This is a genomic window from Streptomyces hoynatensis (assembly GCF_003626535.1).
Taxonomy (GTDB): Bacteria; Actinomycetota; Actinomycetes; order Streptomycetales; family Streptomycetaceae; genus Streptomyces; species Streptomyces hoynatensis.
Window position 1 is genome coordinate 124,776 of record NZ_RBAL01000003.1, and the last position, 18,574, is coordinate 143,349.

The following is an 18,574-nucleotide window of genomic DNA, read 5'->3' on the forward strand; positions in this document are numbered from 1 at the left end:
AGCAGAGCGAAGGGGCTGGAGGGGGGCGGGAGAAGAGGGGCCGGGAGAGGCGGGGGGAAACACGGTGCCCGGCGGGGCGGACCTGCCCCGGCCGGGCGCCCGGGTCAGCGGGAGGGGGCCTCCGGCTCGCCGGCGATGATCAGCTCGGCCAGGTGCGCGGCGATCTCCTCCCGGTCGGCCCGCGGCAGCCCCGCGTCCGTCACCAGCGTGTCCACCTCGTCCAGCGAGGCGAAGGAACTCAGGCCGGTGGTCCCCCACTTGGTGTGGTCGGCGACCACGACCACCCGCCGCGCGGAACGGATGAAGTGCCGGTTGGTCTCGGCCTCCGCCAGGTTCGGCGTGGACAGGCCGGCCTCCACCGAGATCCCGTGCACGCCCAGGAACAGCACGTCGAAGTGCAGCGAGGCGATCGCCGCGTCCGCCACCGGGCCCACCAGCGCGTCCGAGGGGGTGCGCACCCCGCCGGTCAGCACCACCGCGGCCGCGCCCCCCGGCTCGCGCCCGCCCTCACCCGCCTGCTGGGCGTGGTGGAACACGTCCGCCACCCGCACCGAGTTGGTGACCACCGTCAGGTCGGGCACCTGCAGCAGCTCGTGCGCGAGCGCGAACGTGGTCGTGCCCCCGGAGAGCGCCACCGCCCCGCCCGGGCCGGCCAGCGCCGCCGCCGCCCTGGCGATCTCGCTCTTCGCCGACAGCTCCAGGGAGGACTTGGCCTCGAAGCCGGGCTCGTGCGTGCGCCGCTCGGCCACCGGCACCGCCCCGCCGTGCACCTTCTCCAGGGCACCCTGCCGCGCCAGGACGTCCAGGTCCCGGCGCACCGTCATGTCCGACACCCGCAGCATCCGGGTCAGCTCGCTCACCCTGATCCCGCCCCGGCGGCGCACCTCGTCCAGAATGAGCGCGCGCCGCTGCCCGGCCAGCAGGTTCTGGTTGTCGCTCACACACTCTCCTCCGTCGCCCCGGCGCGCCACGCGCCCCCGCGCGCCGCGTTCGCTGAAGAGTCATCCTCGCACGACCAAACATCCACCTGGCGGGGACGGTTCGCCCTCGTTCACCGGGAAGACAAAGAGCACGGAGTACGAGAGCGGGACGGGGGCCCAGGATGACGGCCGACGAGCTGACACGAGCCGCGCCCGGCGATGAGCCGGGCCCGGGGACCGCACCACCGCCGCCCGCCCTGGAACTCCTCGTCCACGGCGTCGGCGGCCACACGCCGCAGGAGATGCTGGAGGACCCGCGCACCACCCGCGTCACCGGCGACGCCACCGCCAGCGTCCACCGCCGCACCGCCGACCTGGCGGACCGGCCCTGGGACGAGGCAGAGCCGCTGCGCGAGGCGTACTGCTGGTCGGGGCTCACCTCGGGCAACGGGGCCAGGGCGCTGTGGCTGCTCCTGCTGCCCTTCATGATCGTGAACCTGGCCCACTGGATGCGGCCCGCGGCCCGCGGCACCCGGCGCCTCAGGTTCGCCTACGACCTGCTGGTGCGGATCACCGCCCTCTCGCTCACCGTGCTGCTCACCGCGGGCGCCTGCGTCGTCGTGCTCGACCTCGTGGCCTGGCAGTGCGCCGGCTCGGCCGAGTGCGCCCGGCACGTCTCCTGGCTCGGCCCCTTCTCGGGCGAGGGCTGGTGGGCGCAGCCGGGGCGGCGCCTCGCCCTCGGCTCCGCCGTGCCGCTCGCCCTGGTCCTGCTGCTGTGGTGGCTCTCCCACCGCACCTGGAGCGCCTACGAGTCCGCCTCCCCGCCGGCGCGCCCGCGGCTGGACGCCGAGCGGCACCCGCCCCTGGCCCTGCCCGGCTTCTGGTATGGCCGGGCCCTGGTCGCCAGGCTCCGGGCCACCCACACCACCGCGGGGCTGCTCACCCTCGCCGCGGTGCTGCTCGCCGCGACCGGCCCCTACGACCGCGGGCCGCACGGCCGGGCCGCCCTCGCCGCCGCCGGCTGGGCCCTGGCCGCCCTGACCGCCGCGGGCTGGGCCGCCGTCGCCGTGCGGCTCGTCCGGCACGGCCGCACCGAGGACGAGCCGGACCTGTCCCCCGAGCCGCCCCTGTCCTCGGCCCTGCCCTGGGGCGCGGCCCTCCTGGTGCTTGCCGTGGCCGTGCACACCGCCTGGAGCCGCCCGGACTGGGACGCGAGCGGCCGGTTACCCCTGGCGACGACCTCCTTCCCGGCCCTGGTGGTCGCGCAGTGCGCGCTCTCGCTCGGCATCGCGGTGGCCGCCCACCGGCTGCACCGAAGCACCCCGCGCACCCAGCGCGGGGCGCTCGCCGGGCTCGGCGGCGCCGCCGTCGCCCTCCTCGCCTGCGGGCTCGGGGTGCTGCTCACCGGCGGCGTCGCCCAGCGGGCCGGCGACTGGCTGGACCCGACCGCGGACCCGGGCGAGCCCGGCGCGGAGATCCCCGGGCCGCCGCAGCTGCTCAGCTGGGCCGCCGCGACGGTGCCCGCCCTGCTGCTGGTGCTCCTCGTCCTCGCCCTGGCCGCGGTGGTGCGCGTCTCGCGCCGCACCGGCCGGCTGCGGCCCGGCGTCCGCGCGCGCTACCCCGGGGAGGACGGCGAGCCGGTCCCCGAGCGCAGCCGGGAGATCGCCTCGGCCATCGCGCGGGCCGAACTCACCGACGCCGCCCCCGTGCTCGTCGGCTGGCTCTCCGGCGCCAGCCTGGTCCTCGCCCTGGGCGCGCTCGCCGGCTCGCTGACCGGCGACCCGCCCTCCGAGGCCGCCGCCTCGGCCCCCGCCTTCGTCTCCGGCTGCGCCGAGCTGTCCGAGGCGCTCGGCTCCTGGCTGATGGGCGCAGGCGTGGTGCTGCTCGTGGCCATGGGCCGGCGCGCCTACCGGGACGCCGGCACCCGCCGCACCGTCGGCATCCTGTGGGACGTCGGCACCTTCTGGCCGCGCGCCGCCCACCCCTTCGCCCCGCCCTGCTACGCGGAGCGGGCCGTGCCCGACCTGTCCTGGCGGGTGAGCACCTGGGTGGAGACCACCGGCGGGCGCGTGGTCCTCTCCGGCCACTCGCAGGGCAGCGTCCTGGCCGCGGCGGCGGTGTGGCAGCTCGACGCCGCCACCCGCGGCCGGGTCGCCCTGCTCACCTACGGCTCCCCCCTGGAGCGGCTCTACGGCCGCTGGTTCCCGCTCTTCTTCGGCCGCGCCACGCTGCGCTCCCTGCACCAGGACGCGCCCTGCTGGCGGAACCTGTGGCGGGAGACCGACCCGATCGGCGGCCCCGTCGGGGTGCGCGGCACGGCGGCGCCCCCGGTGGACGCGGGGCCGCTGGCCGACCCGCTGCACTACGGCCGCACCCCGAGCCGCCCGCTGCCCGAACCGATCCTCGGGCACGGCGACTACCCGGCCGACCCGGCCTTCGCCGCGGAGCGCGCCGAGCTGTACCGCGCCCTGCTGCGGGCCCCGGCCCCGGCGGCCACCGAGGCGCGGGTGGTCATCCCGCCGCCCGGGCACGGCGGGCCGTGAACCGGGCGGCCGGAACCCGGGCCGGGGAGAGCCCGGGGGAAGGGCACGGGCGGCCTCAGGCGAGCGGCGGCAGATCCGCCGGGTACAGCAGGGTCAGCTCCTCGGTCGAGGGATCGGCCAGCCGCGCCACCCGGCCGGCGTGCCGCTCGACCATCGACTCGAAGGTCTGCCTGGCCGTCCTGCCGTTGCCGAACGAGGGCCCGCGGTCCAGCGCGGTGAAGTACTTCAGCAGCGCCTCGCTCGTGCCCTCGCCGAACTCGTACTCCTGCTCCCTGGCCTGCTGCCCGACGATGCTCAGCAGCTCCTCGGGCGAGTAGTCGCCGAAGGTGATGGTGCGGGAGAAGCGGGAGGCCACGCCGGGGTTGACCGCGAGGAAGCGTTCCATCTCGGCGGTGTAGCCGGCCACGATCACCACCACCGCGTCCCGGTGGTCCTCCATCAGCTTCACCAGCGTGTCGATCGCCTCACGGCCGAAGTCGCGCCCGGCGTCCTCGGGGGAGAGCGCGTAGGCCTCGTCGATGAACAGCACGCCGCCGCGCGCCCGTTCGAAGGCCTCCTGGGTCCTGATGGCGGTGGAGCCGATGTGCTCGCCGACGAGGTCGACGCGGGAGACCTCGACCAGGTGCCCGCGCTCCAGCACGCCGAGCGCCGCGAGGATCTCCCCGTACAGCCTGGCCACCGTGGTCTTCCCGGTGCCGGGGGAGCCGGTGAACACCAGGTGGCGGCGCACCGAGGCCGCCTTGAGGCCGGCCCGCATCCGGCGCCTGCCCACCTCGATCATGTCGATCAGCGCCCGCACCTCCCGCTTCACGGTGCGCAGGCCCACCAGCGCCTCGAGTTCGGCCAGCACCTCCTCCGCGGGACGGCTCGCGCCCCGCTCCGGCTCCGCCGGCGCCTCGGCGGGCGCCCCGGCCGGCGCGGGGGCGGCCGGTGGGGCGGCCGGGCGCGGGGCGGCGGTCTCGGTGGCCGGCGCGGTCTTCAGCCGCACGTCGGCGCCGGGCGCCGAGGTCTCGTCGCTGTGGCACTCGGTCAGCACCGGGCTGTTCTCGGCGAAGACGTAGCCGCCCCTGGCGCAGCGCTCGGTGCGGCAGTGGGACAGCTCGCTGCGGCAGCCGTCGATGATGTGGAAGCCGTAGCCCTGCGAGCCGGTGATCCGGCAGCGCGAGAAGCGGCCCTTGCCGCCGGCCGAGACGTACACGCCGGCCTCCGAGGGAGCGCTCAGCGTGCTGTCCTCGACCTCGGGGTCGGCCCCCTTGGTGACGATGATGCCGGTGCGCGCCTCGTGGACGGTGCAGCCGGTCACCGAGCCGCCGCTGCCCTGGTCGCGGAACCAGGCCCCGGTGCCGACCCGTTGTATCCGGCAGGCGTCGAGGCGGGCCGTCGCCCCGTCGCTGACGGAGACCGCGGAGCCGCGGACGTCGGCTATCTCGCTGTCCACCACGTCCGCCCGCGAGCCCGGGTCGAGGACGAACAGCGCGTCGGGCACGTCGTGCACCCGGCAGGTCTCCAGCACGGCGGTCGCCCCGTCGCTCACCCACACCGCGGGATAGTCGCCGGTGCTGGCGTGGATCTCGCAGTCGTGGGCGTCGGCGTGCGTGCCCGGGTCCCACACGGAGACCCCGTTGCGGCCGAAGCGGCTGACCGTGGTGCGCACCAGGGTCAGCACCGAACGCGACCTGAGGTCGAGGGCGTTCTCCGGGATGTCCGTCAACTCGCTGTCCGTCAGCGTCAGTACCGCGTCGGTCTCCAGCGTGATGCCGTCCCCCGTGGTGGCGCCGACGTGGCACTCGGTGAGATGGACGGTGGCCCGGTCCGCGAGGCGCACCCCGGTGCCCTTGACGCCGGTCAGGGCGCAGCGGACGGCGTCCACGGCCGCGCCCTCGCCCGAGACGGTGAGGCCCGCGCCCCCCGCCTGCCTGACCCGGCAGCGCTCCAGGCGCAGGTGGGCCTGCCCGTGCACCGTGATGCCCGGGCGGCCCGACTCCACGACCTCGCAGTCCTCGAAGAGCCCGCCCGCCCCGTCGGCCACGCTGACGCCGGCCCCGGTCGGGTTGCTGATCGAGCACTGCCTGACGGTGGGCCGCGCGCCGCCGCGCACCTCGAGGCCCGAGGCCGAGGAGGTGTGCACGGTCAGCCCGGTGAGCTCGGGGGTGCTGTTCTCGATCAGCACCGCGGGGGCCGCGGTGTCCTGTCCCTCGATCCGCAGCTGCGAGATGACGGCCGAGCCGCGCACCGTCAGCGGCACGCCCTCCTCGGGGGCGATCCGCGCGGGCCCGTCCCCGTCCCCGCCCGGGCCGCGCACGGTGACGGACTGCTCGATCACGAGGTTCTCGCGGTAGGTGCCGGGGCCGAGGACGAGGACGTCGCCGTCCGCGGCGGCGGCCAGCGCCTCGGTGACCGTGCCGTAGACGGCGGTCCTGCGCCGCCAGCGTGCTGTTCCGGTGTGGGTCACCTGGACCGAGCCCTTAGTCATGGACAGATGTGCCCCAACCTCGTGCGATGACTGTGCGTGCGGCCACGCGTGTGTGGCCGCTCCACCGTAGCGCGCCCCGGGCCTGCGGAATGACCGGAGCCGGTGCCGGGCGGCCCGTGCGGGCCTGTCTCCAGGGGGAGTTGGCGCCGCGGCCGTGCGCCCTGCATGCACCCGCGCTCCGCGAGTGCGCCGCTCCCGGGCGCGCCGACTCCGGGTGACGGAGCGGCGACGGGGAGTGAGGGGTAGTCGGGCGCCCCGGTCGAAGGGCCGGAAAGCGCCGCGGCGTTACCCCGCGATTCGGCGGGAGAATCCCCAACGGGGACCCACTTTCGGGTGATTGCCTGTCATCTGGCGCTGCGATTAGGTTTCTTCCCCGGGTCATCCGAATGGCCCCTTGCTTCCCTAGAATGGCGGTGTAAGGCATGACCACAGCAAGCGAGACCACGGAGCCGACCCCGGAAAGCGCGTCGGGGCACCCCCGGCTGAGCCTCGACACCGCAGCGGCGCGGAATCTCGCCACCACCACCAAGACCCCGCCGCAGATGCAGGAAATCAGCTCCAGGTGGCTGCTGAAAGTCCTGCCGTGGGTCCAGGTTTCCGGCGGCACCTTCCGGGTGAACCGCCGCCTCACCCACACCCTCGGAAACGGCCGGGTGGAATTCGTCACCACCGGCGCCGAGGTGCGGGTCATTCCGGCCGAGCTGGGCGAACTGCCCTCCCTGGCCGGCTACGAGGACGCCGGAGTCCTGCGCCGGCTCGCCGACGCCTTCGAGCAGCGGGACTTCACCGCGGGCGAGGTGCTCCTCGAGGCGGGTGCCCCCGCCGACCGGGTCCTGCTCGTCGCGCACGGCAAGCTGAGCAGGCGCGGCGCGGGCGCGTACGACACGGAGACCGAGCACGGACGGCTCGCCGACGGCGATTACCACGGCGAGGCGGTGCTCGGCGAGGAGGACCCGGGGACCTGGGAGCACAGCCTCGTGGCGCTGACCGGCGGCACCGTCCTCACCCTCGACCGCGCCGCCTTCCTGCGGATCGCCGCCGAGGCCCCCGGCCTGGCCGAGCACGTGGCCAGGGCCCGCGCCGCCGGGGCCGCCCGGAGCAACGCCGAGGGGGAGGCGGCGATCGAGTTGGCTTCCGGGCATGTGGGGGAGCCGGTGCTGCCGGGGACGTTCGTGGATTACGAGCTGGAGCCGCGGGAGTACGAGTTGAGTGTGGCGCAGACGGTGCTGCGGGTGCACTCGCGGGTGGCGGACCTGTACAACGAGCCGATGAATCAGGTCGAGGAGCAGTTGCGGCTGACGATCGAGGCGTTGCGGGAGCGGCAGGAGCACGAGCTGGTCAACAACCGGGAGTTCGGCCTGCTGCACAACGCCGACCTGCGCCAGCGCCTGCACACCCGCTCGGGCCCGCCCACCCCCGACGACCTCGACGAACTCCTCGCCGCCGTCTGGAAGGAGCCGAGCGTCATCCTCGCCCACCCCAAGGCCATCGCCGCCTTCGGGCGCGAGTGCAACGCACGCGGGCTCTACCCCGACTCCGTCTCCTTCCAGGGGCACGCGGTCCCCTCCTGGCGCGGCGTGCCCGTCCTGCCGTGCAACAAGCTGCCGGTCAGCGCCTCGGGCACCACCTCGATCCTGGCGATGCGCACCGGCGAGAAGAACCAGGGCGTGGTCGGCCTGCACCGCACCGGAATCCCCGACGAATACCAGCCGAGCCTCTCCGTCCGCTTCATGGGAATCAACGAGCAGGCCGTCATCTCCTACCTCGTCAGCGCCTACTATTCGGCCGCGGTGCTGGTGCCCGACGCCCTCGGCATTCTGGAGGACGTCGAGATCGGCCACTGAGAAAGGGGCCGGGCCGGGAATCGGAAGGCCGTCTGTCCCCGGCATGCCCGGCCTTCCGATTCCCGGCCCTTTCCCGGCGCTTTCCCGGCCCTTTCGTCTCCTGCCCCGGCGCTCTCCCCGGCCACGGCCCACGTTTCCCCGTCATGTGCCGCTCCTTTCCCGTCGCCCTGCGGCCCCTACCGGCACTTCCCTGCTCTCCTCTGCTCCCCCCCTGCCCCATTCCAGTCCGCGGACCGTGTCCGCAGGCCGTTTTCGCGGTGCGGCCCGCGGGTTCGTTCCCGCAGACCGCTGCCGTCGTTTCCCGCCGCGCGTTCCGGTCCGGCATCCGCATCGCGCGCCCCCCGGGCGCCCCCACCTCGGAAGGCTCACGCACGTGAACTCCCCCGCGCAGCCCGAGCGGCTGAGCCTCGGCACCGCAGCCGCGAGCAACCTGTCGAGCACCACCAAGACCCCGCCGCAGATGCAGGCACGCTCCCCGAGGTGGCTGCTGCGGGTCCTGCCCTGGGTGGAGGTCCGGGCCGGCACCTACCGGGTCAACCGCCGCCTCACCCACCCGCTCGGCACCGGGCGCGTCGCCTTCACCGCCGAGGCCGGCCGGATCCTTGCCGTGCCCGCCTCGCTCACCGAACTGCCCGCGCTGCGCGGCCTCGCGGACCAGGGGGCCCTGCGCGAGCTCGCCGCGGCCTGCGTCCCGCGCGAGTACGCCGCGGGCGAGGTCATCGCCGCCGCGGGCGAGGAGGTGGCCGAGGTCCTGCTGCTCGCCCACGGCAAGGCGGGCCGCTACGCCCCCGGCGCCTGGGACCACGAGGTGGGCCTGGGCCTCCTGGCCGGCGGCGACAGCTTCGGCGCGGACGCCCTCGGCGCCCGGGAGCCGGGCGCCTGGCCGCAGACCCTGCGCGCCCTCACCCGCTGCACCGTGCTGGCGCTCCCGCTTTCCGCCGTCGCCGCCGCGGCCGGCGCCTCCCCCGCGCTGCGCACCCACCTGGAGCGGGTCGCCCACCGGCCCGCGCCGCGCCGGAACTCCCGCGGCGAGGCGGCGATCGAGCTGGCGTCGGGGCATGTGGGGGAGCCGGTGCTGCCGGGGACGTTCGTGGATTACGAGCTGGAGCCGCGGGAGTACGAGTTGAGTGTGGCGCAGACGGTGCTGCGGGTGCACTCGCGGGTGGCGGACCTGTACAACGAGCCGATGAATCAGGTCGAGGAGCAGGTGCGGCTGACGATCGAGGCGTTGCGGGAGCGGCAGGAGCACGAGCTGGTCAACAACCGGGAGTTCGGCCTGCTGCACAACGCCGACCTGCGGCAGCGCCTGCACACCCGCTCGGGCCCGCCCACCCCCGACGACCTCGACGCCCTGGTCTCCCGCCGCCGCAAGACGCGCTGCCTGCTGGCCCACCCCAGGGCGATCGCCGCCTTCGGGCGCGAGTGCAACGCCCGCGGCGTCCTCCCCGGGCACACCGAGATCGACGGCGCGACCGTGCAGACCTGGCGCGGCATTCCCCTGCTGCCGTGCGACAAGATCCCCGTCACCCCCCTCGGCACCAGCGCCGTTCTCGCGCTGCGCACCGGGGAGGCCGACCAGGGCGTGGTCGGCCTGCGTCAGACCGGCATTCCCGAGGAATACGAGCCCGGCCTCAACGTCCGATTCATGGGAATCAACGACCAGGCCGTGATCTCCTACCTGGTCAGCACCTACTTCTCCGCGGCGGTTCTCGTCCCCGACGCCCTCGGAATTCTCGAGGACGTGGAGATCTGAGGACGGACCGCCCCGCCTCCCCGTTCGGCTACTGGCCGCCTCCCTGCTCCGACCAGTAGCCGGGGGCGGGATAGGGGTGCTGCTGCGTCTGGTACGCGCCCTGCCCCGGCTGCTGGAAGGTGCCGGGCATCGGGCGCGGCGGGGCCGGGCGGGGCGCCGCCGGGCGCATCTGCTGCGGCAGGGGCGCCTGCGGGGCCTGCGGCGCGGGGTAGGGCCGCGGCGCCGTCGCCTGCTGCGGGAAGTAGGGCGCGGGCGGCTGCGGCGTGGGCGCGGCCGGCAGCTGCTGCCGGACGGGCGTCGCCTGGTACCCGGGGTAGCCGCCGGTGGGCTGCGGATGCGGCTGCGGGTGGCCGGGCATCGGGGAGGCCGGCGCGTGGGAGGGACCCGCCGGCAGCGCGGGCAGGGCGGGCAGAGCCGGAGAGGGGGAGTGCTGGTACCCCAGGGGCTCATAGGCCGACGGGACTCGGATGGGCGCGATCTGCGGAGTTCCGCGCTCGGCCACCAGCCTGTCGTAGATGGGGGTGTCGGGAAACGACGGGGAGGAGTATCCGCCGTAGGGACGCGGGGAGGTCATACCCCATAAGTTAAGCCCACCACGAGGCCGTTGGGGAGACCGATCAGCAGGTCGTTTCGCGTGGTTGGGCGGGGCTCGGACCCTCAATTCAAAGCAAGCGAGGAAGAATACAGAAAAATTCGGGCGAATTCGGGAGCTACGGCGTCCCGGAGAGGCCGGAAGGCCGCCGGAAGCCGCCCGGCGCCCGCCCGCAACCCGCCCGGAACACGAAGGAAACCACAGGGGCGCGCGCGGGGTCTCCCCCGGGGCCGCGGGACGCGGGATGGCATAGTGGAGCGAGCCCCGCAGGTGGCCCGACGACGCCTGCCCGACGGAGGAAATCCCGCGATGCTCAAAGGTGCGAATGTCCCGGTGGCGGCCAGGTCGGTCCGTGTGGAGATCGGCTGGACGGCGGGACCCGGAGTGCCGGACGTGGACGCCTCGGCTCTTCTGCTGACCGGCGGCCGGGTCCGGTCCGACGACGACTTCGTCTTCTACAACCAGCCGCGGCACGCCTCGGGCGCCGTGCGCCACGAGGGGAAGCAGCCCGCGGCCGGCGCCGTCACCGACCGGCTGGCCGTCGATCTCGCCCAGGTCGAGCCGGCGATCGAGACCGTCACCCTGGCCGCCTCCGCCGACGGCGGGACGTTCGGCCGGGTGCCCGGGCTCCACATCCGGCTCCTGGACGCGGACTCGGGCGCCGAGCTCGCCAGGTTCGACAGCCAGGACGCCACCACGGAGACCGCCTTCGTCCTGGGCGAGCTCTACCGGCGCCAGGGCGGCTGGAAGTTCCGCGCGGTCGGCCAGGGCTACGACAGCGGCCTGGCCGGGCTCGCCACCGACTTCGGCATCAGCGTCGACGAGGAGCCGCCCGCCGCGGCCCCGCAGCCGCCGGCCGCGCCCCCGCAGGCGCCGCCTGCGCCCCCGGCGGCCCAGCCGGGCCCCGCCGGGCAGAACTGGCCGCCGCCCCCGCCCCAGGCCGCCTCCTTCCCCCCTCCCGCCGCGCCGCCCTCGGGACCCGCCGTCCCCGCCCCGCCGCCCGCGGGCGCCGGCGTACCGGCCCCGCCGCCGCAGGCCGCGGCGCCCGGCGCGGTGAACCTGAGCAAGGTGACGCTCACCAAGGCCGCGCCGAAGATCTCCCTCGCCAAGCAGGGCGCCTCGGGCCGCATGGTGATCAACCTCAACTGGGAGCAGCGCCAGGCCCAGGGCGGCGGTGGCGGCGGGTGGCGGCAGCGGCTCAACAAGGCCATGTCGGGCGGCCTCGACCTCGACCTGTGCGCCCTCTTCGAGCTGGCGGACGGCCGCAAGGGCGTCATCCAGGCGCTCGGCAACGCCTTCGGCTCCCTGCACCAGCCGCCCTACATGCACCTGGACGGCGACGACCGCACCGGCGCCTTCACCCAGGGCGAGAACCTCAGCATCAACCTGGACCACGCCAAGGACCTGCGGCGGGTGGTCATCTTCGTGACGATCTACTCCGGCGCCCGCAGCTTCCAGGACATCAGCGCGACCGTCACCCTCACCCCGGAGCGGGGCGCGCCCGTCGACTTCACGCTGGACGAGTGCACCGTGCCCTCCCCGGTCTGCGTCCTGGCGGTGCTGACGAACGAGGGCGGCGAGCTGGTCGTGCAGCGCGAGGTGCGGTACCTGGTCCCCGAGCGCGGGGTCAGCCCGCAGCGTACGGTCGACTACGCCTACGGCTTCGGCATGCAGTGGACCCCCGGCAGGAAGTGACCCTCGTTCCGTGAAGATCGCGCTCGTCGACTCCGGGCTCGGCCTGCTCGCCGCCGCCGCGGCCGTGCGCAGGCTGCGGCCCGACGCCGACCTCGTCCTGTCCGGCGACCCGGAGGGCATGCCCTGGGGGCCGCGCCACCCCGCGGACATCGCCGCCCGCGCGCTGCGCTGCGCCAGGGCCGCCGCCGCGGAGCGGCCCGACGCCCTGATCGTCGCCTGCAACACCGCCTCCGTGCACGGCCTGCCCGCGCTGCGGGCCGAGCTGGAGCCCGAGGTGCCGGTGATCGGGACCGTGCCCGCCGTCAAGCCCGCCGCCGCGGCGGGGGCGCCCTTCGCCGTCTGGGCCACCCCCGCCACCACGGGCAGCCCCTACCAGCGGCGGCTGATCGCCGACTTCGCCGGCGGCCTGCCCGTCACCGAGGTGCCCTGCCACGGCCTGGCCGACGCCGTCGAACGCGCCGACCCCGCGGCCGTGGACGCCGCCGTCCGCGCCGCCGCCGCGCTGACCCCGCGGGACGTCGGGGCCGTGGTGCTCGGCTGCACGCACTACGAGCTGGTGTCGGCCGCCATCCGGGCCCGCGTCACCGAGCTGACCGGCGCCCCCCTGGTCCTGCACGGCTCGGCGGCGGCCGTCGCCGCGCAGGCCCTGCGGCGCATCGGCGAGCCCGCCCGCCCCCAGGCCCCGGCCGGGCAGGCGCGGCTGACCGTCTACGCCGGCGGCCGTCCCGCCGAGGTGCCCCCCGCGCTGCTCGCCTACCCGGAGGGCGCGTTCCTCACCGGGGCCGCCGCCCGCCACCCGGCGCCGGCCGCCTCCCCGCGCGGCGGCCGCTGACCGGCACCGGCCCGCCCGGCCGCCCCCGGCCGCGGCGGGCGCCCTCCCGCGGCGGCGGGGCCCGATCGGGGGACGGGGCGATCTCCTAGGCTCGGGGCATGACGACTCCCGGTTTCATCCGCGACCTGCGCGCCGACATCGGCCACCGACTGCTGTTCCTGCCGGGCGTGAGCGCGGTGGTCTTCGACGAGGAGGGGCGGGTGCTGCTCGGCCGCCGCGCCGACGACGGCGGCTGGTCCATCATCGGCGGCATCCCGGAGCCGGGGGAGCAGCCGGCCGACGCGGCGGTGCGCGAGGTCCACGAGGAGACGGCGGTGCACTGCGTCGCCGAGCGGGTGGTGCTGGTGGAGACGCTGCCGCCCACCCGGTACCCGAACGGCGACGAGTGCCAGTTCGTCGACATCACCCTGCGCTGCCGGGCCGTCGGCGGCACGGCCCGGGTCAACGACGAGGAGTCCCTGGAGGTCGCCTGGTTCGCGCGGGACGCGCTGCCGCCGCTGCGGCAGTTCGCGCTGACCAGGATCGAACGGGCCGCCGAGGAGGGGCCCGCCTGGTTCGCGCCCGCCGCCTTCGCCCCCGCCCCCGGCACGGTGCGCTGAACCCGGGCCGGGCGGCGGCGCGCCCGGCGGGTCAGGCCTTTCTGAAGGCGTACGCCTCGCCGGCGGCCGCCGCGACGGCGTCGAGGCCGGCCCCGGTGGAGGCGGTGACCAGGGCGGCCACCGCCCCCTCCAGGAAGGGCGCGTCCACCAGCCGCGTGTCCCGCGGGAGTTCGGCATTCTCGGCGTGCTCGGAGTTCTCGGCGTGCTCGGAGTTCTCGGCATTTTCGGCGTGCTCGGCCAGCAGCGCCTGCACGGTCAGCACCGCGCTCCCCAGGTCGGCGATGACGGCGACCCCGGCGCCGCCGTCGGCCCGCCGTGCGGCGGCCACGATCGCCTCCGAGCTGGTGCCGAGGCCGCCGTCCGGGGTGCCGCCCGCGGGCTCGACGGGGGCGAGGACCCCGCCGCCCGCCAGGCCCCTGGCCAGCCGGGCCACGGACTCGGCGACCTCCCTGCTGTGCGAGACGAGCACGAGGCCCACCAGCGGCGTGTCACTCACCTGCGGCCACCTCCGCGAGCGCGGCGAACAGCAGCGCGGAGGAGGCCGCGCCCGGGTCCATGTGCCCCTCGCTGCGCTCGCCCAGATAGCTCGCCCTGCCCTTGCGGGCGCGCAAGGCCACCGTGGCCTCCGCCCCCTCCCGCGCCGCCTGCGCGGCGGCGGCGTAGTCGGGCAGCGCGGCCACGGCCGGCAGCAGCGCGTCGAGCATCGTCTTGTCGCCCGCCTTGGCCCCGCCGAGCTGTCCCACCGCGTCCACCCCCGTCCGCAGGGCCTCCCCCAGCCGCTCGTCCGGCACCTCGCGCTCCTCGCCCAGGGCCTTGCCCGCGCGGCGCAGCAGCGTGCCGTACAGCGGGCCCGCGGCCCCGCCGACCGTGGAGATCAGCGTCCGCCCGGCGAAGGCCAGCACCGCGCCCGGCGTGGCGGGCGGCTCGTTCTCCAGCCCGGCGGCGACCGCGTCGAAGCCGCGCCGCAGGTTGTGGCCGTGGTCCGCGTCGCCGATCGCGGAGTCCAGCTCCGTCAGCCGCCCGGCCTCGCGCCCGACGGCCTCGCTCACCCTGCCGAGCCAGCGCCGCAGGAACGCGGCGTCCACCTGAGCCACCTGGTACTCCTCTCGACGGCCGCCCGGCCGGTCAACGGCCCCAGCGCAGGGCCGGGGTGCTCACCGGCGCGTCCCACAGCCGCAGCAGTTCCTCGTCGACCTGGCAGACGGTCACCGAGCAGCCCGCCATGTCGAGCGACGTCACATAGTTGCCGACGAGCGTACGCGCCACCTCCGCGCCGCGCTCGCGCAGCGCCCGCCGCACCTCCGCGTGGAATCCGTACAGTTCGAGCAGGGGGGTGCCGCCCATCCCGTTGACGAGCACCAGCAGCGGGCCGGTCGGCTTCAGGTCGTCGAGCACGGCGGCCACCGAGACGTCGGCGATCTCCGCGGCGCCGGTCATCGCCCGCCGTTCGCGCCCGGGCTCGCCGTGGATGCCGATGCCGAACTCCAGCTCCCCGGCCGGCAGGTCGAAGGTGGGGCCGCCCTTGGCGGGGGTGGAGGGCGCGCCGAGCGCCACGCCGAAGCTGCGGGAGGAGTCCGCCACCCGGCGGGCGAGGCCGGCGACGCGGTCCAGCGGCGCGCCCTCCTCCGCCGCGGCCCCGGCGAGCTTCTCGACGAACAGCGTGCCACCGGTCCCGCGGCGGCCCGCGGTGTAGAGGCTGTCGGTGACGGCGACGTCGTCCTGCACCAGGACCTTGGCCACCTCGATGCCCTCGTCCTCGGCCAGCTCGGCGGCCATGTCGAAGTTCAGCACGTCGCCGGTGTAGTTCTTCACCACGAAGAGCACGCCCCGCCCGCCGTGCACCGAGGTCGCGGCCCGCAGGATCTGGTCGGGCACGGGGGAGGTGAAGACCTCCCCCGGGCAGGCCGCGTCCAGCATGCCGGGGCCCACGAACCCGCCGTGCAGCGGCTCGTGTCCCGAGCCGCCGCCCGACACCAGGGCGACCTTGTCCGCGACCGGGGCGTCGCTGCGCGTGATCACCCGGTTGTCCACGTCCACGGCGAGGCCGGGGTGGGCCTCCGCCATCCCGCGCAGGGCGTCGGCGACGACCCGCTCCGCGCCGTTGATCAGCATCTTCACCGGGCTGTCCTCCCAGGCTCGGCCGGCCGCCCGGGCCGGGCCTGGGCGTCTTCGCGGGACCAGCCTACGGAGCACCTCCCCGATCGGCAGCACCCCGGACGCGATCGGCGGCGCCCTCGGCCGGCCGGGCGCCCCGGCGGCCCGCCGCCGTGGGCGGCGGCAGGGCGGGGCCGGCCGGCGGCGGCAGGGCCGGCTCGGGCAGCGGGGCCGGACGCTCGCCCGGCTGGCCGTTCATGCCCGCGGTGAACACGTGGTTGTGGTCCAGGCGGCTGCCGGGCCGCCGCCCGCCGCCCCAGCCGACGGTGGCCCGGTAGGCGCCCAGCGCGCCCGAGGCGGCGAGCGCAGCCTCGTCGCGGTGCGGGGAGCCCTCGGGCGCGGGCCCGGCGAGCGGCGCCACGTACAGGGCGTCCACCGGGCAGTAGAGCTCGCAGGAGAAACACGTCTGGCAGTCGCCCTGCCGGGCGATGACAGGTATCCCGTCCTCGCCCCGGTCGAAGACGTCCGTGGGGCAGACGCGGATGCACAGGTCGCAGCCGACGCACCGGCCGCGGCTGACCACCTCGATCACGGCACACCCGCCCCGGTCAGCAGGCGCGGCGCCACCGGGTCCCGGCGCACCGCCACCCGGTCGAGCCCCGACACCAGCAGCCGGTGCGCGAGGCCGGGGCCGGCCGCGGGCCGGTCCTCGCGCCGGTGCACCCCGCGGGACTCGGCCCTGGCCAGGGCGGACCGGTACATCCAGCGCGCGTGCGCCGCCAGCGCCGCGGCCTCCCTGGCGCGGAGCGCGGTCCTGCCGTCCCCCGGCGCGGCGCCCAGCCGGTCGCGGGCCTGCTCCCACAGCGGGTCGAGCAGGCGCAGGCTCTCGGTGAGCCCTTCCGCGGTGCGGAAGTAGTTGTGCCGCAGCGGCAGCACCCGCTCCTGGACGGCGGCCACGAAGGCGTCCACCTCCGCCCTGCCCACCCCGGGGCCGCCGGGCCGCATCCCGGCCCGGCCCGCCGGGCGCAGCGCGCCGGGCGGGGGCAGCGGGCCGCGTGTCCCGGCGAAGCGGGCGGCGCCCGCCCCGGCCCAGGTCCCCGAGGAGATCGCCCAGGCCCCGTTCAGGCTGCCGCCGCCGCTGGCCGCGCCGGTGACCAGCTCCCTGGTGGCCACGTCGCCGGCCGCGTACAGGCCGGGCACGGTGGTGGCGCAGTCCTCGCCCGACAGCCGCAGGCCGCCGGTGCCGCGCACGGTCCCCTCCAGGACGAGACGCAGCGGATAGGGCTGGGTGAACACGTCGATGCCCGCCTTCTCCATCGGCAGGAAGTAGTTCGGCTGCGAGCGGCGCATCGCCTCGCGCAGCGCGGCGGGCGCCCGGTCGAGCCGCGCGAAGACCCGCTCGCCGGCCGCGAGCCGCCGGGCGAGCAGGTCGCGGCCGGCGGGCCCCGCGGTGCCGAGCGGGCGGCCGCGCTCGTCGTAGTAGGTGGCGTACTGCATCATCAGGCCCTTGGTGTGGTTGCCGAACTCGGGGGAGGCCCCGTACACGGCGGAGAACTCCATGCCGGACAGCTCGGCCCCGAGTTCGGCCGCCATCAGGTGGCCGTCCCCGGTGTCCACGTTCAGCCCGAAGGCCCGGGAGAGGAACGCGCAGCCGCCGGTGGCCAGCACCACCGCCCCGGCGCGCACCTCCCAGCGCGCGAAGCCCTCCTGGCGCCGCAGCCCGGCCGCCCCGGTGACCACGCCCGCCTCGTCGGCGAGGAGTTCGAGGGCCGGGTGGTGGTCGAGTATCCGCACCCCGCCGCGGTGCACCCGGCGCCGCATCCGCCGCATGTACTCCGGGCCCTGCAGGCTGCTGCGGCGCTCCTGCCCGCTCGCGTCCCGGGGGAAGGGGTAGCCCCAGGAGGCGAGCCGGTTCACCTGCCGGAAGGTCTCCTCCTGCACCCGGGCCATCCAGTCCACGTCGGTGAGCAGGCCGCCGAGCCGCTGCCGCCCGGCGATCGCGGCGGCGCGCAGCCCGGGGTCGGGCGGCAGGTACCACAGGTTGTTGCCGCCGCCGGCCGCGGCGCCGCTGGTGCCCAGGTAGCCCTTGTCCGCCAGCACGACGGACGCCCCGGCCTCGGCCGCCCCCAGCGCCGCCCAGGCGCCCGCGGGGCCGCCGCCGAGGACGAGGACGTCGGCGTCGAGCCTCATGCCCCCGACCCCGCGTCGTCCACGAGCCAGTCGCCGAGGTCGAAGTCCTCGTCGATGAACCCCTCGTCGACCAGGAACTCCTTGGTGCCCTCCAGCAGCCGCAGCCCGTCCTCGGGGAACGGCCCCTCGGGCAGCTGGTCCTCCCGGATGGTGGGCCGCACCAGCTCGGCGGGGAAGTCCGAGAGCGAGACCGCGAAGTCCTGGTAGGCGCCGAAGTCGGCCCTGGCCTCGTTCACGCCCTGCTGCTGCAGGTCCTGCCAGGTGGCGGCGAAGTCCGGGTGGGCGTCGAGGAAGCCGTCGGTGGAGACGGTGGCGCTGGTCCCGGCCAGGTCGGGGTGGTCCTCGGCCAGGTGGTCGATGACCTCGTAGCCCCGGGACTCGAAGACCGCGGCGTTGGCCTGGGGCAGGGCCGCGGCGTCGATGTCGCCGCGCTCCAGCGGCGCCTCGGTGTCGGCCGTGTAGACGTGCACGATCTCGCCCGGCTCCACCCCGGCCTCGCGCAGCGCCCCGAGGAGATAGCGGTGCATGTAGGAACCGGTCTGCACCGCGATCCGCGCGCCCTGGAGGTCCGCCAGCGTGCGCGGGCCGCCCGCCTTGACGACGATCGAGGCGTCGGAGCCGACGGAGGCCTGGGCGATCAGCCGGGTCTCCAGGCCGGAGCCGCGGGCGACCAGGGCGGGGGTGTCGCCGTAGGTGGCGACGTCCAGACTCCCGCCCACCAGCGCCTGGTTGAGGTCGGGGCCGTTGGGGAACGGGTAGACCTCGACCTTGGTGAACCCGAGGTCGGCCAGGCGCGGCTGGAGCTCCCCCAGGGAGTCGAGGAAGCCGATGGGCCCGCTGAGCTCGGCCTTGGAGCCGATGACGCCGACCCGCAGGGTGTGGCCGGAGGAGCCGCCGTCCGAGCCGCTCGCCGCGTCGGAGCAGCCGGCCGCCAGCATGGCGAGGGCGGCGAGGGGGGCCGCCGTCGAGAGCAGCCTTCTGGCTCTGGTGCCGAACATGGGTGGTGCCTTTCGCAGGGGGTGGAGGGAAACGTGCCTGT

General features: G+C 75.9%; 15 protein-coding genes. 6 read left to right on the plus strand and 9 right to left on the minus strand.

Annotated elements, in window-relative coordinates; translation table 11 throughout:
- Positions 1–104: 104 nt before the first annotated feature.
- Entirely contained in the window at positions 105–941 is an 837-nt protein-coding gene (locus D7294_RS06430) for a DeoR/GlpR family DNA-binding transcription regulator (RefSeq protein WP_120676476.1), read from the minus strand.
- Positions 942–1,102: 161 nt separating this feature from the next.
- Between D7294_RS06430 and D7294_RS31825 the strand changes: the two genes are divergently transcribed.
- A complete protein-coding gene (locus D7294_RS31825) occupies positions 1,103–3,463 on the plus strand; it encodes a hypothetical protein (protein ID WP_158674575.1) in 2,361 nt (786 codons plus the stop codon).
- Between the two features lie 55 nt (positions 3,464–3,518).
- On the opposite strand, the gene D7294_RS06440 is transcribed toward D7294_RS31825, so the two are convergent.
- Positions 3,519–5,936: a right-handed parallel beta-helix repeat-containing protein gene (locus D7294_RS06440; protein WP_120676478.1), complete on the minus strand. Its 2,418-nt coding sequence runs from the start codon at positions 5,934–5,936 to the stop codon at positions 3,519–3,521.
- 422 nt (positions 5,937–6,358) lie between these two features.
- Between D7294_RS06440 and D7294_RS06445 the strand changes: the two genes are divergently transcribed.
- Together D7294_RS06445 and D7294_RS06450 are read left to right on the plus strand one after the other, a co-directional pair.
- On the plus strand, positions 6,359–7,780 hold the full coding sequence (locus tag D7294_RS06445) for a family 2B encapsulin nanocompartment shell protein (protein ID WP_120676480.1): 1,422 nt from the start codon (positions 6,359–6,361) through the stop codon (positions 7,778–7,780).
- Positions 7,781–8,153: 373 nt separating this feature from the next.
- Entirely contained in the window at positions 8,154–9,533 is a 1,380-nt protein-coding gene (locus D7294_RS06450) for a family 2B encapsulin nanocompartment shell protein (RefSeq protein WP_241562154.1), read from the plus strand.
- A 28-nt stretch (positions 9,534–9,561) separates the two neighbouring features.
- Here the strand turns inward: D7294_RS06450 and D7294_RS06455 are convergent, their stop codons facing one another.
- Positions 9,562–10,107, minus strand: coding sequence for a DUF6643 family protein (locus tag D7294_RS06455; RefSeq protein WP_241562155.1), 546 nt, complete (start codon positions 10,105–10,107; stop codon positions 9,562–9,564).
- 327 nt (positions 10,108–10,434) lie between these two features.
- Between D7294_RS06455 and D7294_RS06460 the strand changes: the two genes are divergently transcribed.
- The 3 genes from D7294_RS06460 to D7294_RS06470 all read left to right on the plus strand — a co-directional run bounded on the left by D7294_RS06460 (position 10,435) and on the right by D7294_RS06470 (position 13,251).
- Positions 10,435–11,820 (plus strand): TerD family protein, encoded by a 1,386-nt coding sequence (locus D7294_RS06460; protein WP_120676482.1) that lies wholly within the window; start codon positions 10,435–10,437, stop codon positions 11,818–11,820.
- A 10-nt stretch (positions 11,821–11,830) separates the two neighbouring features.
- Positions 11,831–12,652: an aspartate/glutamate racemase family protein gene (locus D7294_RS06465; protein ID WP_120676484.1), complete on the plus strand. Its 822-nt coding sequence runs from the start codon at positions 11,831–11,833 to the stop codon at positions 12,650–12,652.
- 98 nt (positions 12,653–12,750) lie between these two features.
- Entirely contained in the window at positions 12,751–13,251 is a 501-nt protein-coding gene (locus D7294_RS06470) for an NUDIX hydrolase (RefSeq protein ID WP_120676486.1), read from the plus strand.
- Between the two features lie 31 nt (positions 13,252–13,282).
- Here the strand turns inward: D7294_RS06470 and D7294_RS06475 are convergent, their stop codons facing one another.
- From D7294_RS06475 to D7294_RS06500, 6 genes are all read right to left on the minus strand, one after another.
- On the minus strand, positions 13,283–13,747 hold the full coding sequence (locus D7294_RS06475; RefSeq protein WP_120676488.1) for a PTS-dependent dihydroxyacetone kinase phosphotransferase subunit DhaM: 465 nt from the start codon (positions 13,745–13,747) through the stop codon (positions 13,283–13,285).
- Positions 13,740–14,345 carry a dihydroxyacetone kinase subunit DhaL gene (gene dhaL, locus D7294_RS06480; protein WP_241562156.1) on the minus strand — a complete coding sequence of 202 codons (606 nt, stop codon included), beginning with the start codon at positions 14,343–14,345 and terminating at the stop codon, positions 13,740–13,742. Before dhaL ends, D7294_RS06475 begins: the two co-directional genes overlap by 8 nt.
- Positions 14,346–14,376: 31 nt before the next feature.
- Positions 14,377–15,363 carry a dihydroxyacetone kinase subunit DhaK gene (gene dhaK / locus D7294_RS06485; protein WP_174248291.1) on the minus strand — a complete coding sequence of 329 codons (987 nt, stop codon included), beginning with the start codon at positions 15,361–15,363 and terminating at the stop codon, positions 14,377–14,379.
- Between the two features lie 70 nt (positions 15,364–15,433).
- A complete protein-coding gene (locus D7294_RS06490) occupies positions 15,434–15,937 on the minus strand; it encodes a 4Fe-4S dicluster domain-containing protein (RefSeq protein ID WP_120676494.1) in 504 nt (167 codons plus the stop codon).
- Complete coding sequence (locus tag D7294_RS06495) at positions 15,934–17,535, minus strand: FAD-dependent oxidoreductase (protein WP_120676496.1); 1,602 nt, start codon at positions 17,533–17,535, stop codon at positions 15,934–15,936. Before D7294_RS06495 ends, D7294_RS06490 begins: the two co-directional genes overlap by 4 nt.
- Positions 17,532–18,533 carry an ABC transporter substrate-binding protein gene (locus tag D7294_RS06500; RefSeq protein ID WP_120676498.1) on the minus strand — a complete coding sequence of 334 codons (1,002 nt, stop codon included), beginning with the start codon at positions 18,531–18,533 and terminating at the stop codon, positions 17,532–17,534. The genes D7294_RS06495 and D7294_RS06500 overlap by 4 nt, the downstream gene beginning before the upstream one ends.
- Positions 18,534–18,574 lie beyond the last annotated feature (41 nt).